The organism is Streptomyces sp. NPDC002133, from assembly GCF_040296405.1.
Classification (GTDB): Bacteria; Actinomycetota; Actinomycetes; order Streptomycetales; family Streptomycetaceae; genus Streptomyces.
In genome coordinates, this window is sequence record NZ_JBEOXF010000013.1 from 46260 (window position 1) to 62905 (window position 16646).

Annotated in this window: 15 protein-coding genes, 2 pseudogenes and 1 riboswitch; of the genes and pseudogenes, 10 read left to right on the forward strand and 7 right to left on the reverse strand. The window is 73.5% G+C overall.

The features are described from left to right. Positions 1-118: 118 nt before the first annotated feature. Positions 119-349, forward strand: a pseudogene (locus ABT078_RS16170) (MerR family transcriptional regulator); the annotation flags it as partial. Between the two features lie 107 nt (positions 350-456). Here the strand turns inward: ABT078_RS16170 and ABT078_RS16175 are convergent. Beyond that, positions 457-1083, reverse strand: coding sequence for an FMN reductase (locus ABT078_RS16175; protein WP_351228053.1), 627 nt, complete (start codon positions 1081-1083; stop codon positions 457-459). Between the two features lie 2 nt (positions 1084-1085). Next, positions 1086-2174: an LLM class flavin-dependent oxidoreductase gene (locus ABT078_RS16180; protein WP_351228055.1), complete on the reverse strand. Its 1089-nt coding sequence runs from the start codon at positions 2172-2174 to the stop codon at positions 1086-1088. A gap of 129 nt (positions 2175-2303) precedes the next feature. Between ABT078_RS16180 and ABT078_RS16185 the strand changes: the two genes are divergently transcribed. The 3 genes from ABT078_RS16185 to cobM are packed head-to-tail and all read left to right on the forward strand — an operon-like array spanning position 2304 to position 4481. Further along, the gene (locus ABT078_RS16185) at positions 2304-2432 is read left to right on the forward strand and encodes a DUF6126 family protein (protein WP_351228057.1); all 129 of its coding nucleotides are present in this window, start codon (positions 2304-2306) and stop codon (positions 2430-2432) included. A gap of 49 nt (positions 2433-2481) precedes the next feature. Next, positions 2482-3735, forward strand: a complete 1254-nt coding sequence (gene cbiE, locus ABT078_RS16190) for a precorrin-6y C5,15-methyltransferase (decarboxylating) subunit CbiE (protein WP_351228059.1) — start codon at positions 2482-2484, stop codon at positions 3733-3735. Beyond that, complete coding sequence (gene cobM / locus ABT078_RS16195; protein WP_351228061.1) at positions 3732-4481, forward strand: precorrin-4 C(11)-methyltransferase; 750 nt, start codon at positions 3732-3734, stop codon at positions 4479-4481. Before cbiE ends, cobM begins: the two co-directional genes overlap by 4 nt. A 6-nt stretch (positions 4482-4487) precedes the next feature. Here cobM and ABT078_RS16200 read toward each other — a convergent pair whose 3' ends face one another. Beyond that, positions 4488-5240, reverse strand: a complete 753-nt coding sequence (locus ABT078_RS16200; RefSeq protein ID WP_351228063.1) for a cobalt-precorrin-6A reductase — start codon at positions 5238-5240, stop codon at positions 4488-4490. 11 nt (positions 5241-5251) lie between these two features. Between ABT078_RS16200 and ABT078_RS16205 the strand changes: the two genes are divergently transcribed. Then, positions 5252-6412: a cobalt-precorrin-5B (C(1))-methyltransferase gene (locus tag ABT078_RS16205; RefSeq protein WP_351228065.1), complete on the forward strand. Its 1161-nt coding sequence runs from the start codon at positions 5252-5254 to the stop codon at positions 6410-6412. Positions 6413-6514: 102 nt separating this feature from the next. On the opposite strand, the gene ABT078_RS16210 is transcribed toward ABT078_RS16205, so the two are convergent. Next, complete coding sequence (locus ABT078_RS16210; RefSeq protein ID WP_351228067.1) at positions 6515-6661, reverse strand: hypothetical protein; 147 nt, start codon at positions 6659-6661, stop codon at positions 6515-6517. A 39-nt stretch (positions 6662-6700) separates the two neighbouring features. Between ABT078_RS16210 and ABT078_RS16215 the strand changes: the two genes are divergently transcribed. After that, positions 6701-7120, forward strand: a complete 420-nt coding sequence (locus ABT078_RS16215; RefSeq protein ID WP_351228069.1) for a hypothetical protein — start codon at positions 6701-6703, stop codon at positions 7118-7120. A gap of 140 nt (positions 7121-7260) precedes the next feature. Then, positions 7261-7368 (forward strand): annotated as a pseudogene (locus ABT078_RS16220) (FAD-dependent oxidoreductase); the annotation flags it as partial. 57 nt (positions 7369-7425) lie between these two features. Here ABT078_RS16220 and ABT078_RS16225 read toward each other — a convergent pair. Genes ABT078_RS16225 through ABT078_RS16235 form a run of 3 tightly spaced genes read right to left on the reverse strand, consistent with a single transcriptional unit; the run spans position 7426 to position 10852 of the window. Beyond that, positions 7426-8928, reverse strand: a complete 1503-nt coding sequence (locus tag ABT078_RS16225) for a precorrin-2 C(20)-methyltransferase (protein WP_502981230.1) — start codon at positions 8926-8928, stop codon at positions 7426-7428. Positions 8929-8936: 8 nt separating this feature from the next. After that, positions 8937-9578, reverse strand: coding sequence for a precorrin-8X methylmutase (locus tag ABT078_RS16230; protein WP_351228073.1), 642 nt, complete (start codon positions 9576-9578; stop codon positions 8937-8939). Continuing rightward, the gene (locus tag ABT078_RS16235; RefSeq protein ID WP_351228075.1) at positions 9575-10852 is read right to left on the reverse strand and encodes a ferredoxin-like domain-containing protein; all 1278 of its coding nucleotides are present in this window, start codon (positions 10850-10852) and stop codon (positions 9575-9577) included. The genes ABT078_RS16230 and ABT078_RS16235 overlap by 4 nt, the downstream gene beginning before the upstream one ends. Positions 10853-10929: 77 nt before the next feature. Then, positions 10930-11066: riboswitch (cobalamin riboswitch) on the forward strand. A 37-nt stretch (positions 11067-11103) separates the two neighbouring features. Between ABT078_RS16235 and cobN the strand changes: the two genes are divergently transcribed. The 3 genes from cobN (at position 11104) to ABT078_RS16250 (ending at position 16599) form a co-directional block, all read left to right on the forward strand. Continuing rightward, a complete protein-coding gene (cobN, locus tag ABT078_RS16240; protein ID WP_351228077.1) occupies positions 11104-14733 on the forward strand; it encodes a cobaltochelatase subunit CobN in 3630 nt (1209 codons plus the stop codon). A gap of 121 nt (positions 14734-14854) precedes the next feature. Next, positions 14855-15421 (forward strand): DM13 domain-containing protein, encoded by a 567-nt coding sequence (locus ABT078_RS16245; RefSeq protein WP_351228079.1) that lies wholly within the window; start codon positions 14855-14857, stop codon positions 15419-15421. A 23-nt stretch (positions 15422-15444) separates the two neighbouring features. Beyond that, positions 15445-16599, forward strand: a complete 1155-nt coding sequence (locus tag ABT078_RS16250; protein WP_351228081.1) for a methyltransferase — start codon at positions 15445-15447, stop codon at positions 16597-16599. Positions 16600-16646 lie beyond the last annotated feature (47 nt).

The window sequence follows — 16646 nt, forward strand, 5'->3', positions numbered from 1 at the left end:
GGAGCCACAGGCCGCCGCCATGTTCCACTTCCTGCTTGACCTTCCCGGCGGGGGAAGCCCCAGCATCGGCGGGGCCGGGCGAGGCGCCCGGTACGAGGAAGAGGGCGGGGGATCGGGCATGGCGTCGCTGCTGACCATCGGAGCGTTCGCACGGGCCTCCCGGCTGTCCGCGAAGACCCTGCGGCGCTACGACGAGCTCGGCCTGCTGCCCCCGGACCGTGTCGACGCGGTCACGGGCTACCGCTACCACGCCGAGGCCCGGCTGGAGCGTGCTCGGCCGGTGGCATGGCTGCGGCGCATCGGTATGCCGCTCGCCCGTGTCCGGTCCGTCTGCGAGCTGCACGCGGCGGACCCGGATCGCGCTGGCGAACGAGGCGGGCGGGCCGGACAACGTGGGGTGTGTGGTGGCGGACGTGGTGGAGCTGTGAGGCGGCGGGTCATCGCCGCCGCCTCGGATCAGTCGAAGCGGAGGTCCGCGAGCTGCCGTTCGAAGTCCGTCACCTCGTCGGCCTCGTCCGCCTCCCGCGCCGGCCGGGCCGCCATCAGCCTGGCCAGCTCGCCGCCGGCCCGCCGGATCCGCGCGGGCAGGCCCTCGGTGTACTCGTCGCCGCCCGAGCCCCAGTCCTCCGACGCCGCGTACACGGCGGTCGGTACGACCACGGCCCGCAGGTAGGTGAAGAGCGGCCGCAGGGCGTGGTCGAGGACGAGCGAATGGCGGGCGGTGCCGCCCGTCGCCGCGATGAGCACCGGCTTTCCGGTCAGGGCGTTCGGGTCGATCAGGTCGAAGAAGGACTTGAACAGCCCGCTGTACGAGGCCGTGAAGACCGGCGTCACGGCGATCACCCCGTCCGAGTCCGTCACCGCGTCGATCACGGCGCCCAGCGCGGGCGGCGGGAAGCCGGTCACCAGGTTGTTGGCGATGGCGACGGCCAGGTCGCGCAGCTCGACGACCTCGACCTCCACCTTGCGGTCCTGCTCGGCGAGTTCGCCGCGTACCGCCTCCGCGAGGCGGTCGGCTAGCAGCCGGGTGGACGAGGGGCTGCTCAGTCCGGCGGATATGGCCACGAGCTTCAACTGCTCCATGGTCAGGCCTCCTTACCGGCCGTACGGGCGGCGGCGACGGCGGGGTGCAGGGGCGCGTCCGGGACCCCGGCGGGCCTCAGGTTCGCGAACTCCTTGCGCAGGACCGGGACGACCTCCTCGCCGAGGATGTCGAGCTGCTCCAGCACGGTCTTGAGCGGCAGGCCGGCGTGGTCCATGAGGAACAGCTGGCGCTGGTAGTCGCCGACGGTCTCGCGGAAGGACAGGGTCCGTTCGATGACCTCCTGCGGGGAGCCGACGGTCAGCGGGGTCTGCTGGGTGAAGTCCTCCAGCGACGGGCCGTGTCCGTAGACGGGCGCGTTGTCGAAGTACGGCCGGAACTCGCGCACGGCGTCCTGCGAGTTCTTGCGCATGAACACCTGTCCGCCGAGGCCCACGATGGCCTGCTCCGGGGTGCCGTGCCCGTAGTGCGCGTACCGCTTCCGGTACAGCTGGACCATCTGCCGGGTGTGCTCGGCCGGCCAGAAGATGTTGTTGTGGAAGAAGCCGTCGCCGTAGAAGGCGGCCTGCTCGGCGATCTCCGGCGAGCGGATGGACCCGTGCCACACGAACGGCGGGACGCCGTCCAGCGGCCGCGGCGTGGACGTGAAGCCCTGGAGCGGCGTGCGGAACCGGCCCTCCCAGTCGACGACGTCCTCCCTCCACAGCTTGTGGAGGAGGGCGTAGTTCTCGATGGCGAGCGGGATGCCCTGGCGGATGTCCTGCCCGAACCACGGGTAGACCGGCCCGGTGTTGCCGCGGCCCATCATCAGGTCGACGCGGCCGTCGGCGAGGTGCTGGAGGTACGCGTAGTCCTCGGCGATCTTCACCGGGTCGTTGGTGGTGATCAGCGTCGTGGACGTGGAGAGGATCAGGTTCTCGGTCCTCGCCGCGATGTGCCCCAGCAGGGTCGTGGGGGACGACGGCACGAACGGCGGGTTGTGGTGCTCACCGGTCGCGAAGACGTCCAGTCCGACCTCCTCGGCCTTCAGCGCCATCGCGACCGTCGCCTTGATCCGCTCGTGCTCGGTCGGGGTGCGGCCGTTGGTCGGGTCGGTCGTCACATCGCCGACGGTGAAGATGCCGAACTGCATCGCATTCGCCTCCAGAGTTTCATTTGGTTGAACCTTAAACCATCATGGTGAACGGGAGCGACCGCGGTCGTATTCCGCCCGTACTGTGGACCGACGTACCCCGCACGCTGTGACACCCGAGGAGTCCGGATGAGCGAGAGCGAGCGCTGGAAGGGGCGCGGCGTCGCCCTGCGCGTCTTCGTGTACGTCTTCGCGACGCATCTCTTCGCGGGCTTCGTCTGGCTGCTGTTCTACGTGGGCGAGCACGCCCAGAAGTGATCGGCCCGCCCGGGTCGGGGCCCGGGGACACTGAGTAGAGTTCCGGTCCGTGAGCCCCGACCCCCGCCCGATCCACCGCGCCGTCTCCGTCGTCGGGATCGGTGCCGACGGCTGGGCCGGGCTCCCCGACAGCTCCCGCGCCGCCCTGCGAGCCGCCGACGTGATCATCGGCGGTGAGCGCCAGCTGGACCTGGTGCCGTCGGCCGACTGCCCGGGCGAGCGCGTGACCTGGCCCGCACCGCTGCGGCCCGCAGTGCCGGGGCTGCTCGCCACGCATGCCGGGCGCCGCGTGGCCGTCCTCGCCAGCGGCGACCCCCTGTTCTACGGGATCGGCCGCGCGCTCGCGGAGGAGCTCGGCGGCGACGCCCTGCGGGTACTGCCGCACCCCTCGTCCGTGTCGTACGCCTGCGCCCGCCTCGGCTGGCCGCTGGAGGACGCCGAGACCGTGCCCCTGGTCGGCCGGCCCCTCGGCTCGCTCGCGGCAGCGCTGCACGACGGGCGGCGGGTACTGGCGCTCAGCGCGGGGGCGGGCACGCCGGGCGCGGTCGCGGCGCTGCTGCGGGAGCGGGGGTACGGGCCGAGCCGGATGCACGTACTGGAACAGCTGGGTTCCGTACGGGAGCGCCACGTCACCGGCACCGCGGACACCTGGGCGCACGCCCCCGGGGACCCTCTCAACATCGTCGCCGTCGAGTGCGCACGGGCGCCCGGCGCGCTACGGCTGTCGGCCGTGCCCGGCCTTGCGGACGAGGCGTACGAGAACGACGGCCAGCTCACCAAGCGCCATGTCCGCGCGGCGACGCTGGCCGCGCTCGCGCCCGCGCCCGGCGAGCTGCTGTGGGACATCGGCGGCGGGTCCGGGTCGATCGCGATCGAGTGGATGCGTACGCACCGGTCGTGCCGGGCGGTCACCGTGGAGCGGGATCCGGTACGGGCGGAACGCATCGCCCGCAACGCGGAGGCGCTCGGCGTGCCGGGCCTGCGCATCGTGACCGCCGCCGCGCCGTCGGGGCTCGACGGACTCCCCGTGCCCGACGCGGTGTTCATCGGCGGGGGACTCACCGCGCCCGGTCTGCTGGACGCCTGCTGGTCCGCCCTGCCGGCCGGGGGCCGGCTCGTCGCCAACACGGTGACGCTGGAGTCCGAGGCGCTGCTGGCCGACGGGTACCGGCGGCACGGAGGCGAGCTCGTACGGCTCGCGGTGGCGCACGCCGTCCCGGTCGGCGGCTTCACCGGCTGGCGCCAGGCGATGCCCGTCACCCAATGGTCCGTCACCAAGTCCCCGGCAGGAGCTGCCCCATGACTGTGTACTTCATCGGCGCTGGCCCCGGCGCGGCCGACCTGATCACCGTGCGGGGCGCGCGGACGCTCGCGTCGTGCCGGGTCTGCCTGTACGCGGGCTCCCTCGTCCCCCGCGAACTGCTCGCCGACTGCCCGCCCGACGCCCGCCTCGTCGACACGGCCCGGCTCGACCTGGACCGGATCGTCGCCGAGATGGTCCGCGCCCACGAGGAGGGCCACGACGTCGCCCGGCTCCACTCCGGCGACCCCTCGGTCTTCAGCGCGGTGGCGGAACAGATGCGGCGGCTGGACGCGGCCGGGATCCCGTACGAGGTCGTGCCGGGGGTGCCGGCGTTCGCCGCGGCCGCGGCCGCGCTGAAGCGCGAACTGACCGTCCCGACGGTCGGCCAGACGGTCGTCCTCACGCGCATCGCCCAGCAGGCCACCCCCATGCCTCCCGGCGAGGACCTGGCCACCCTCGGCCGCAGCGGCGCGCTGCTCGTACTGCACCTGGCGGCCCGCTACGTCGACCGCGTCGTCGCGGAGCTGCTGCCGCACTACGGCTCCGACTGCCCGGCCGCGGTCGTCGCCATGGCCAGCCGCCCCGACGAGGTCGTCCTGCGCGGCACGCTGGACGACATCGCGGAACAGACGAAGGCGGCGGGGATCACGAAGACGGCGGTGATCATCGTCGGCCGCACGCTGGCGGCGTCGCAGTTCCGGGACAGCCACCTGTACGACCCGGCGCGCGAGCGCCACGTCTGCTGAGCGACGTCAGACCGGGCCGAGGCCGTCCACCCACGCCAGCGCCTCCTCCGGCGTCGTCGCCACCGGCACCCCGTCCGGAACCGGCGGGCGGCGGACGATCACCACGGGGACGCCCGCCTCGCGGGCCGCGGTGAGCTTCGGAACCGTCGCGGCGCCGCCGCTGTCCTTGGTCACCAGGACGTCGACGCGGTGGCCGCGCAGGAGTGCGCGTTCGCCGTCGAGGGTGAAGGGGCCGCGGTCCAGGAGGACCTCCATCCGGGCGGGGTGCGGGGGCTCGGGCGGGTCGACGGAGCGGACCAGGAACCAGAGCGCGTCGTCCGCGTCCGCGAAGGCCGCGAGGCCCATCCGGCCGGTGGTGAGGAAGACCCGCCGGCCCAGCGCGGGCAGGGCCCGTGCGGCCTCCTCCAGGGAGCCCGCGGAGTGCCAGATGTCGCCCTCGACCGGGGCCCACCCGGGCCTGCGCAGGGCCAGCAGGGGAACATGGGCGAGGCCTGCGGCTCGCGCCGCGTTGAAACTGATCGTCCCGGCGAAAGGATGGGTGGCGTCGATGAGCACGTCCACGCGGTGCCCGCGCAGCCACGCCGCGAGGCCCTCCGCCCCGCCGAAGCCCCCGATGCGCACCTCGCCCTCGGGCAGCCTGGGCGCCGCGACCCGGCCCGCGAGCGACGTCGTCAGCCGCACCCCGCGGGCGTGCAGGGCCCCGGCAAGGGCGCGGGCCTCCGTCGTACCGCCGAGGACGAGGATGTGCGTGCGGTCCATGAGGTCTTCCGATGAGTGAGGCCGGTGGTGGGCGGGACGCCCAACTCAAGCACACCGGCCTGCGCCCCGGCTGGACCACCGGTGCCTGCGCCACCGCCGCGACGACCGCCGCGTACACCGCGCTGCTCGGCGGCGACTTCCCCGACCCGGTGACGATCACGCTGCCGAAGGGGCAGACCCCGGCATTCGCGCTGGCCGCGGAGGAGCTGACGGACGGGTACGCCATGGCGGGCGTCGTGAAGGACGCGGGCGACGACCCCGACGTCACCCACGGCGCGCTGGTCCGTGTGACGGTACGGCTCCTGCCGGCGGGTTCCGGCGTCGTCTTCCGGGCCGGTCCCGGCGTCGGCACCGTCACCCGTCCCGGACTGCCGCTCGATGTCGGTGAGCCCGCCATCAATCCCGTACCGCGTCAGATGATGCGCGATCATGTCGCCCGGGTCGCGGCACGGCACCGCGTCACAGCCGCCGACGTCGAGATCACGATCTCCGTCGACCACGGCGAGGAGACAGCCCGTTCCACGTGGAACCCACGGCTCGGCATTCTGGGCGGGCTGTCCATCCTGGGCACGACCGGGATCGTCGTCCCCTACTCCTGCTCGGCGTGGATCGACTCGATCCGGCGCGGTGTGGACGTGGCCCGGGCGGCGGGCCGTACCCATGTCGCGGGCTGCACGGGATCCACGTCCGAGAAGACCGTCGTCTCGCTGTACGGGCTCCCCGAGGACGCCCTGCTCGACATGGGCGACTTCGCGGGCGCGGTGCTCAAGTACGTACGCCGGCATCCGGTGGAGCGGCTCACCATCTGCGGCGGCTTCGCGAAGCTGTCGAAACTCGCCGCCGGGCATCTGGATCTGCACTCCGCCCGCTCCCAGGTCGACAAGGGCTTCCTGGCGGAGCTGGCGCGGGCGGGCGGGGCGGACGAGGCGCTGTCGCAGGAGGTCGCGACCGCCAACACCGGCCTGGCCGCCCTGCAGATGTGCGCCGCGCGCGGTGTACCGCTGGGCGACCTCGTGGCCGCGGCCGCCCGCGACCAGGCGCTCGGCGTGCTCCGGGGCGCGCCGGTCACGGTGGACGTGGTGTGCATCGACCGTGCGGGGTCGGTGGTGGGGCGAAGTGCCCCGGTGGGGCCGGGGGTCGTTCCCCCGCCCCGCCCCTCCCCGAAACCCTGACGGGATCCGGGACGGCATCGGCCCCGGCGCGTCAGTTGTGCGTCGCGTCCGGGGCCGGCCGGACCGGATCGCGTCCGCTCCCGCCGGGCTCGCTCATCCGTGCTACCGCGCGCCCGCGGCCAGCCGTGCCGCGATCGTCGCCAGGCGCTCGCCCTGGTAGCGCGCGGCCTCGAGGGTCTCGTCGGACGGGGCGCCGGCGCCGCCGGGGTGGGAGGTGCCGTACGGGTTGCCGCCCGCGCCGTAGACCACGGGGCTGGTGTAGCCCGGCGAGACGATGATCGAGCCCCAGTGGTGGAGCGTGTCGGCGATGTGGTGCAGCTGCTGTTCGCGCTGCTCGACGACCGCGAGCGCCAGTTCCAGGAGGGCTTCCTCAGCGGCCCGCCCCCGCTCGGCCCCGGCGCCCCGGCCGTCGACCGGTTGCGGTCCTTCCTCCACGCGCTCGCCGATCACGTCGCCGCGCAGCAGACACTGATGCTCGCCGCCGAGGCCGCGTCACCGGCCGCGCGCTACACCAGCGGCCCGTACCCGGCCATGCACCTGCACGTGTCGATGCTCCTCCGGGAGCTGCGACCCGACGCGGACGCGGCCGTACTGGCCCATCTGCTGCTCGCGCCGTTCGTGCCGAGCCTCTTCCACCATCTGACGGCCGAGCGCGGGGTGACCCCGGAACAGATCAAGGCGGGCCTGGACGAGCTCATCGGCGTCTGAGGCCGGCCGACACCGGACGCGGGCTCACCGTTCCCCGTCCGGGCCACCCGGCCGGACCCTTCCCGCTCGGCCGGATCCCCCACCGGGCGCCGCGGGCCCCGGCGAGCGAGGCTGCTCCGTGGAGGTGGGTCATGGAGCGGATGGCAGTGGACGTGTGCGTCGTGGGCGCCGGATTCGCGGGACTGGCGGCCGCGGGGCAGCTCGCCCGGGCCGGGCGTGAGGTCGTGGTGCTCGAGGCCAGGGACCGCGCCGCCCGCGAAGTCCTGGCCGCGAACCGATCTCCCGCGCGGCGTGTGCCGCCCGGGCTAGACGGGGTACGTGCGCGGGGTCCAGACGACGGTCTCGCCCTCGCCGTCGTCCGAGCCTCGCCTGACCGTGCGCGTCTGCGAGGAACCGACCAGCAGCAGCGTCCTCATGTCGACCACCGCCGGGTCCAGTTCGCCGAGGCGCACGATCCGTACGCTCTCCTCGGGGCCGCCCACGTCGCGCGCGACGACGACCGGGGTGTCGGGAGCGCGGTGTTCCAGGAGCAGCTCGCGGGCCTTGGCCACCTGCCAGGTGCGGCTGCGCGAGCCCGGGTTGTAGAGGGCCAGCACCAGATCGGCCGCGGCCGCGGCGTGCAGCCGTTCCGCGATGACCTCCCACGGCTTGAGCCGGTCGGAGAGCGAGATCGTCGCGTAGTCGTGGCCCAGTGGAGCGCCCGCGCGAGCGGCCGCCGCGTTCGCCGCGGTGACGCCCGGCAGGACGCGTACGGGCACGTCCGCGTACGGCTCCTGCGAGGCGACCTCCAACACCGCCGTGGCCATGGCGAAGACGCCGGGGTCGCCCCCCGACACCACGGCCACGCGCCGCCCGCGCCGCGCGAGGTCCAGCGCGAACTCCGCGCGCTCCGACTCCACCTTGTTGTCGGAGCCGTGGCGGCACTGGCCCGGCCGCACCGGCACCCGGTCCAGGTACGTCGTGTAGCCGACCAGGTCGTCGGCGGCGGCGAGCGCGCCCCGGGTCTCGGGCGTCAGCCAGAGCGGACCGGCCGGTCCCGTGCCCACGACGACGACCTCACCCTCGGCACGCGCGGCCGGAGGCACCTCGTCGACACGGCTCGGCAGCACCGCCACCGAGAAGTACGGCACCGACTCCGGGTCCACGTCCGCCAGCCGGTCCGTGCGCTCGCCGTCCATCGTGGCGCGCTCCACGTACCGCGCGTCGTCCAGCCGCCCCGCGCGCTCCAGCGCCCGCCGCACCGCGGGGAACGTACGCCCCAGCTTCATCACGACGGCCGAGTCGGTCGAGGCCAGACGGGCCGTCAGTTCCTCCTCCGGCAGCGTGCCGGGGATGATCGTCAGGACCTCCTCCGCCTCGCACAACGGCTTCCCGAGCCGTGCCGCGGCCGCGCTCACCGACGTGACCCCGGGGATCACCTCGGTTGGATAGCGGTGGGCCAGCCGCTTGTGCATGTGCTGGTACGAGCCGTAGAAGAGCGGGTCGCCCTCTGCGAGCACGGCGACGGTGCGCCCCGCGTCGAGATGGGCCGCGAGGCGCTCCGCCGCCTCCTCGTAGAAGTCGTTGAGCGCCCCGCGGTAGCCACCGGGGTGGTCGGTGGTCTCGACCGTGACCGGGTACATCAGGCGCTCCTCGATGTGGTCGGGGCGCAGATGCCTCGCGACGATCGAGCGGGCGATGGAACGGCCGTGCCGGGCGCTGTGATACGCGACGACGTCCGCCTCCGCGACGACTTCGGCCGCGCGCAGGGTCATCAGGGACGGGTCGCCGGGACCGAGCCCCACTCCGTACAGCTTCCCGGTCGTCATCCCGCTGCTCATTCCGCCTCACTCGCTATCGCGTTGATCGCCGCCGCGGCCATGGCGCTTCCGCCGCGCCGCCCGCGTACCACGAGGTGTTCGATGCCGCTGTTGTGCCCGGCGAGCGCTTCCTTGGACTCGGCGGCGCCTATGAAGCCGACCGGGACGCCGATGACGGCCGCCGGACGGGGCGCGCCCTCCTCGATCATCTCCAGGAGCCGGAAGAGTGCGGTGGGCGCGTTGCCCACGGCGACGACCGAGCCTTCGAGGCGGTCGCGCCACAGTTCGAGGGCAGCGGCGCTCCGGGTCGTTCCGAGCTCGGCGGCGAGTGCCGGCACGGACGGGTCGGAGAGCGTGCAGATCACCTCGTTGTCGGCGGGCAGCCGCTTGCGGGTGACGCCGCTGGCGACCATCCGGGCGTCGCACAGGATGGGTGCGCCGGCGCGCAGGGCCTCGCGGGCGCGGGCCACCACGGCGTGCGAGTAGGCGAGATCGCGGACGAGGTCGACCATGCCGCAGGCGTGGATCATCCGCACCGCGACCTGGCTGACGTCGGCCGGGAGCGCGGAGAGGTCGGCCTCGGCGCGGATGGTGGCAAAGGACTGGCGGTAGATCTCCGCGCCGTCCTTCTCGTAGTCGAACACGGTGCTGTCGCTCATTTCCTCGTACGTGACGCCGCCGTCACGGCGTCGGCCAGTGCAGTTCGGGTGACGGGCGAGCCGTTCACCTCGTAGCGGTCGCCGCCCGTCGCAACCACGTCCACGTACGCCCCGTGGGGATGCCCGCAGCGCCGCTCGCAGCCGGACCAGTACACGGGCAGGCCGCCGCCCCGGCCGCCCGGCGCCGCGTCCGCCCGTACGTCGGACAGGGACTTGGCGCACCCGGGCCGGCCGGTGCAGGCGCCGACGCCGTACCAGGCGGAGTCGGGGCCGGTGACGAACCCCGCCCGCGTGAGTGCGGCGAGCCGCGCATCGGCCGCGTCGCGATCCGCGAAGCCGGGCACGACGACCCCGCGCCACGGAGTGAGCCGTACCTCGCCCCCGGGCGCGGGCAGCAGCGCCCGCACCTGGCGGACGGTGAGCCGTCCGAGCGGCGCTCCGACCGACAGCGCCCAGCCTTCGGCCCCTTGGGCGACCCCGGGGAGGGGGCCCGCGGGATGTCCGTCCTCGAGCGCCGGACGGGCTCCGAACGGGAAGAGCTCCGCCGCGACACCCGCCGCCTCCAGATACGCCCCCAACGCCACGTCCCGACCCGCGGGCAGCTCCCGCACCCGCCACGCCCCCGTGCCCGCCGCGTTCGCCGCGGCGAGGAACGCCTCGGCCGCGGCGAGGGCGGCACGCGGTGCGTCAGCGGTGCGGACGCGGAAGGCCTGCGGCCCGACGCGCAGGACCGCCGCACCTCCCGGCTCTGCGAGCAAGGTCACATCCGCACCGAGCCCCGCCACATCCCCGCGCCCGTCGTCCAGCGCGAACAGGAAACGCCCCGAAAGCCCGGCCGCCCAGTCGCTCGCGCACAGCAGTTCGTCCAGTTCGCGTGCCCACAACTGCACGTCGGCACAGCCGAGTCCGTCGAGTCCGGCGAGCGGCGACGCCACCACGTTCCGTACCCGCTCATGGCTGTCGGAGGGAAGCAGCCCGGTCTTCCGGAGCAGCGCTGCGAGTTCTGCCCCGCAGCCCTCGCCGAGGCCGCGCAGCTCCACGTTCCCGCGCGAGGTGATGCTCAGCGCACCGTCGCCCAGCGCCTCCGCGGACGCGGCCAGGACATCGACCTGACGAGCTGTCAGAACACCTGCGGGTACCCGGAGTCGGGCCAGTCCGCCGTCGTCGGCCGTATGCAGCCGCAACGCACCCGGGCAGGCATCGCCTCGGTCCCGTATGCGGGTTTCGCCCCGGTCCGGGGGTGTTGGTGGTGTCGGCGGCATGGCGGCGAGCATACCCACGTCCTTCCCACGTCCCCGCCCGCGTCCTTCGAGCTCCTCCGAGGTGACCGCCCCGGCGGCAGCGGGCAGCCTCTACTATGCAGACGGCACAGGGTCCCAGGACCCTAGGGAGGAAGCCCGGTGAGAATCCGGCGCGGTCCCGCCACTGTGAACCGGGCCTCGACACGGAGGCCGGGTGAGTCAGGAACTCCCGCCGACGACGACCACCCGGGGCGCGGAAACCCCGAGGAAGGCCTGCGCACGCGATGACGCACGCGACGACGCCCCTGGCGACGCCCACGATCCTGCTGCTGTCGACCTCCGACACGGACCTGCTCAGCGCCCGCGCGGCCGCAGGCCCGGTCGACTACCGCTTCGCCAACCCCTCCCGCCTTGCGCAGGAGGAGCTGCCCGGGCTGCTCGACGGCACGGACCTCGTCGTCGTACGCCTCCTCGGTGGTATCCGTGCCTGGCAGGAGGGGATCGACGCCCTGCTCGCGCAGGAGCGGCCCGTGGTGGTCCTCACCGGCGAACAGGCCCCCGACGCTCAGCTGATGGAGGCCTCCACCGTCCCCATCGGCATCGCGGCCGAGGCGCACGCCTACCTCGCGCACGGCGGGCCGGCCAACCTGGAGCAGCTCGCCCGGTTCCTCTCCGACACGGTCCTGCTCACCGGCCACGGCTTCGAGCCGCCGGCGCCCGCCCCCACCTGGGGCCCCCTCGACCGCACCCCGCGCAGCACGACCGGCCCCACGGTCGCGGTCCTCTACTATCGCGCCCACCACATGAGCGGCAACACCGCCTTCGTCGGCGCCCTGTGCGACGCCGTCGAGGACGCGGGCGGTCAGGCCCTTCCCCTCTACGTCGCCTCGCTCCGCGCCCCCGAACCCGAGCTGCTGGACCGGCTCCGAGGCGCCGACGTCATCGTCACCACCGTCCTCGCCGCGGGCGGCACCAGGCCCGCCGAGGCACAGGCCGGCGGCGACGACGAGTCCTGGGACGCGGGCGCGCTCGCCGCGCTCGACGTGCCCGTCCTGCAGGCGCTGTGCCTGACCGGGTCGCGCAGCACGTGGGAGGAGAGCGACGAGGGCCTGTCCCCGCTGGACGCCGCGAGCCAGGTCGCGGTCCCCGAGTTCGACGGCCGCCTCATCACCGTCCCGTTCTCCTTCAAGGAGATCGACGAGGACGGCCTGCCCGCGTACGTCGCCGACGCCGAGCGCGCGGCCCGCGTCGCCGGGATCGCCGTACGGCACGCGCGGCTGCGCCACATCCCGAACGCCGACAAGCGCCTCGCGCTCGTCCTGTCCGCGTACCCGACGAAGCACTCCCGCATCGGCAACGCCGTCGGCCTCGACACCCCCGCGTCCGCCGTCGCCCTGCTGCGCCGGCTCCGCGACGAGGGCTACGACTTCGGCACGGAGGAGATCCCCGGCCTTGTCTCCGGCGACGGCGACGAGCTGATCCACGCGCTCATCGAGGCGGGCGGCCACGACCGGGACTGGCTCACCGACGAACAGCTCGCCCGCAACCCGGTCCGTATCCCGGCGGACGACTACAGGCGCTGGTACGCCAGGCTCCCGCAGGAGCTGCGCGAGCACGTGGAGCAGCACTGGGGCCCGGCGCCGGGCGAGATGTTCCTGGACCGCTCCCGCAACCCGGAGGGCGACATCGTGCTGGCCGCCCTGCGGCGCGGCAACCTGCTGATCCTCATCCAGCCCCCGCGCGGCTTCGGTGAGAACCCGATCGCGATCTACCACGACCCCGATCTGCCGCCCTCGCACCACTACCTCGCCGCCTACCGCTGGATCGCGGCCGCGGAGGACGACGGCGGCTTCGGCGCCGACGCGATGATCCACCTCGGCAAGCACGGCAACCTGGAGTGGCTGCCCGGCAAGAACGCCGGCCTGTCCGCCGCCTGCGCGCCCGACGCGGCGCTCGGCGACCTGCCGCTCGTCTATCCGTTCCTGGTCAACGACCCGGGCGAGGGCACCCAGGCCAAGCGCCGGGCGCACGCCACGCTCATCGACCATCTCGTGCCGCCGATGGCCCGCGCCGACTCGTACGGCGACATCGCACGCCTGGAGCAACTGCTCGACGAGTACGCGCAGATCTCCTCCATGGACCCGGCGAAGCTGCCCGCCATCCGGGCCCAGATCTGGACGCTGATCCAGGCCGCCAGGCTCGACCACGACCTCGGCCTGGACGACCGCCCCGACGACGACGGCTTCGACGACTTCCTGCTCCACGTCGACGGCTGGCTGTGCGAGGTCAAGGACGCTCAGATCCGCGACGGTCTGCACGTACTCGGCGGCGCGCCGACCGGCCCCGAGCGGGTCAACCTGGTCCTCTCGATCCTGCGCGCCCGCCAGATCTGGGGCGGCACCCAGGCCCTGCCCGGACTGCGCGAGGCCCTCGGCCTCGACGAGTCCGCCGCGACCCGCACGACCGCCGACGAGGCGGAGGCCACGGCCCGCGCGCTGGTCGAGGCGATGGAGGCGGCGGACTGGAACCCGGCCGCCGTCGCCACCGTGGCCGACGGGCACGGACCGGCCGTCGCCGACATCCTCGATTTCGCGGCCCGCCAGGTCGTCCCGCGCCTGTCCGCCACGACCGACGAACTCGACAACAGCGTCCACGCGCTGAACGGCGGCTTCGTCCCGGCCGGCCCGTCCGGCTCGCCGCTGCGCGGACTGGTCAACGTCCTGCCGACCGGCCGCAACTTCTACTCCGTCGACCCCAAGGCCGTCCCCTCCCGCCTCGCCTGGGAGACCGGCCAGGCCCTCGCCGATTCGCTGCTCACGCGCTACCGCACCGACAACGGCGACTGGCCGACCTCCGTCGGCCTCTCCCTGTGGGGGACGAGCGCGATGCGTACGGCGGGCGACGATGTCGCCGAGGCCCTCGCCCTGCTCGGGGTCCGGCCCGTCTGGGACGACGCGTCGCGTCGCGTCACCGGCCTGGAGCCCGTCCCGGCCGAGGAGCTGGGCCGCCCGCGCATCGATGTCACGCTCCGCATCTCCGGATTCTTCCGGGACGCGTTCCCGCACGTCATCGGACTCCTCGACGACGCGGTACGGCTCGCCGCCTCGCTCGACGAGCCCGCCGGCGTCAACCACGTACGGGCCCATGCCCAGGCGGACCTCGCCGAGCACGGCGACGAACGCCGCGCCACGACCCGGATCTTCGGCTCCCGCCCGGGCACGTACGGCGCCGGCCTGCTGCAGCTGATCGACTCCCGCGACTGGCGCACCGACGCGGACCTCGCCGAGGTCTACACGGTGTGGGGCGGCTACGCGTACGGCCGCGGGCTCGAAGGACGCCCGGCGCGCGAGGAGATGGAGACGGCGTACAAGCGGATCGCGGTCGCCGCGAAGAACACGGACACGCGCGAGCACGACATCGCCGACTCCGACGACTACTTCCAGTACCACGGCGGCATGGTCGCCACCGTCCGCGCCCTGCGCGGCACCGCGCCCGAGGCGTACATCGGCGACTCCACCCGACCCGAGACGGTCCGTACGCGGACGCTGGTCGAGGAGACGTCCCGCGTCTTCCGCGCGCGGGTCGTCAACCCCAAGTGGATCGAGGCGATGCGCCGCCACGGCTACAAGGGTGCCTTCGAACTCGCCGCGACCGTGGACTACTTGTTCGGCTACGACGCCACCACCGGCGTCGTCGCCGACTGGATGTACGACAAGCTCACCCAGGCGTACGTCCTGGACCCCGAGAACCGCGAGTTCCTGCAGCAGGCCAACCCCTGGGCGCTCCACGGCATTGCCGAACGCCTGCTGGAGGCGGAGTCCCGCGGTATGTGGGCCAAGCCCGACCCTGCGGTGCTGGAGGCGCTTCGGCAGGTTTTCCTGGAGACCGAGGGCGACCTGGAGGGCGACGACTAGGGCCGGCTTCCGGTGAAAACGCGCCCATGCCCGCACCTGCCTGCCGGACCGTGGCCCGCCGTAAGAATTCCGTCACCGGCCAAAAGGCCCGCCGGGGCGTGGACCCCGCTTCAATGGGGGCATGAAGGCAGCAGCAGTGTTGAGGAAACCGGCCGTCGCCATCGGCCTGGCAGTGGTGACGGTGGCGCTCGGCTTCGGCCTGTACTGGTTCCAGCCGTGGCAGCTGTTCGTCGACCGGACCGTGCGCGAGGAACTTCCGGCCGCGGTGCCCCCGGCCGCCTCCGCCACCCCGGACACGGCCGCTTCCGCGCCCTCCTCGCCGGCGACCCCCGTGACCCTCGCCTCGGGCTCGTTCATCAGTCATGAGCACGCCACAAAGGGCACGGTCAGGATCGTCGAGCTCCCGGACGGCTCACGCACGCTCCGGCTGGAGGGCCTCGACACGAGCAACGGCCCCGACCTGCGGGTCTGGCTCACCGACGCACCGGTGAAGGAGGGCGTGGCCGGCTGGCGCGTCTTCGACGACGGCGCGTACGTCAGCCTCGGCAAGCTCAAAGGGAACAAGGGCGACCAGAACTACGCGCTGCCCGCCGACGTCGATCTGGGCACGTACTCCAGCGTCGCCATCTGGTGCGACCGCTTCGACGTCTCCTTCGGTGCGGCGGAGCTCACGAAGGCGGCCTCGTAGCCGCCGCGTAGCCTGAAAGGACGATGAACACCTTCACGACGTCATGGGGCGACCTCGGCCTCACGCGCTTTCCCGAGGACCCCCGTGACCAGCTCCGCGCCTGGGACGCCTCCGACGAGTACCTGCTGCGCCACCTGGAGGGCGAAGAGCCCGCCGGCACCGTCGTCGTTCTGGGCGACCGCTGGGGTGCCCTGACCACCGCGCTCGCCGCGCACCGGCCCGTGCAGATCACCGACTCGTACCTGACCCAGCAGGCGACCCGCGCCAATCTGGCCCGCAACAGCACGCCGGCCGAGGCCGACGGCGTACGGCTGCTGTCGACCCAGGACTCGCCCCCGGACCGGATCGACGTCCTGCTGGTGCGCGTGCCCAAGAGCCTCGCCCTCCTCGAGGTCCAGCTGCAGCGGCTCGCGCCGCATCTGCACGCGGACACCCTCGTCGTCGGTACGGGCATGGTGACGGAGATCCACACCTCCACGCTGAGACTGTTCGAGCGGATCATCGGCCCGACCAGGACCTCGCTGGCCGTGAAGAAGGCGCGGCTGATCTTCTGCACGCCGGATCCCGAGCTGCTCGCCTCGGCCGCCGCGGCCGGCTGGCCGCGCCGCTACGACCTGCCCCCGGACATCGGCGTCATGTCCGGCCGCCCCGTCACCAACCACGCGGGCATCTTCTGCGCCGAGCGCCTCGACATCGGCACGCGCTTCTTCCTCCGGCACCTGCCACAGCGCAGCGGCCCGCTCCGGGTCGTGGACCTGGGGTGCGGCAACGGTGTGGTCGGTACGGCCGCCGCCGTGGCGAACCCCGAGGCCGACGTGGTCTTCACGGACGAGTCGTACCAGGCGGTGGCCTCGGCCGAGGCGACGTTCCGGGCGAACACCGGCCCGGCCGCGAAGGCCGAGTTCCTCGTGGGCGACGCGCTGTCGGGCCTGGAGCGGGAGTCAGTGGACCTCGTACTGAACAACCCGCCGTTCCACACCCACCGGGCCCTCACCGACAGCACCTCCTGGCGCATGTTCACCGGCTCACGCGCCGCGCTGCGCCCCGGCGGCGAACTGTGGGTGATCGGCAACCGGCATCTCGGCTACCACGTCCGGCTGCGCCGGCTCTTCGGCAACTGCGAGACCGTCGCGAGCAACCCGAAGTTCGTCGTGCTGCGCGCGGTCAGACAGCGCTGAACGGCCCCGCGCGAGGCCGTGCCCGCCACGACGTGTCACACGAACGG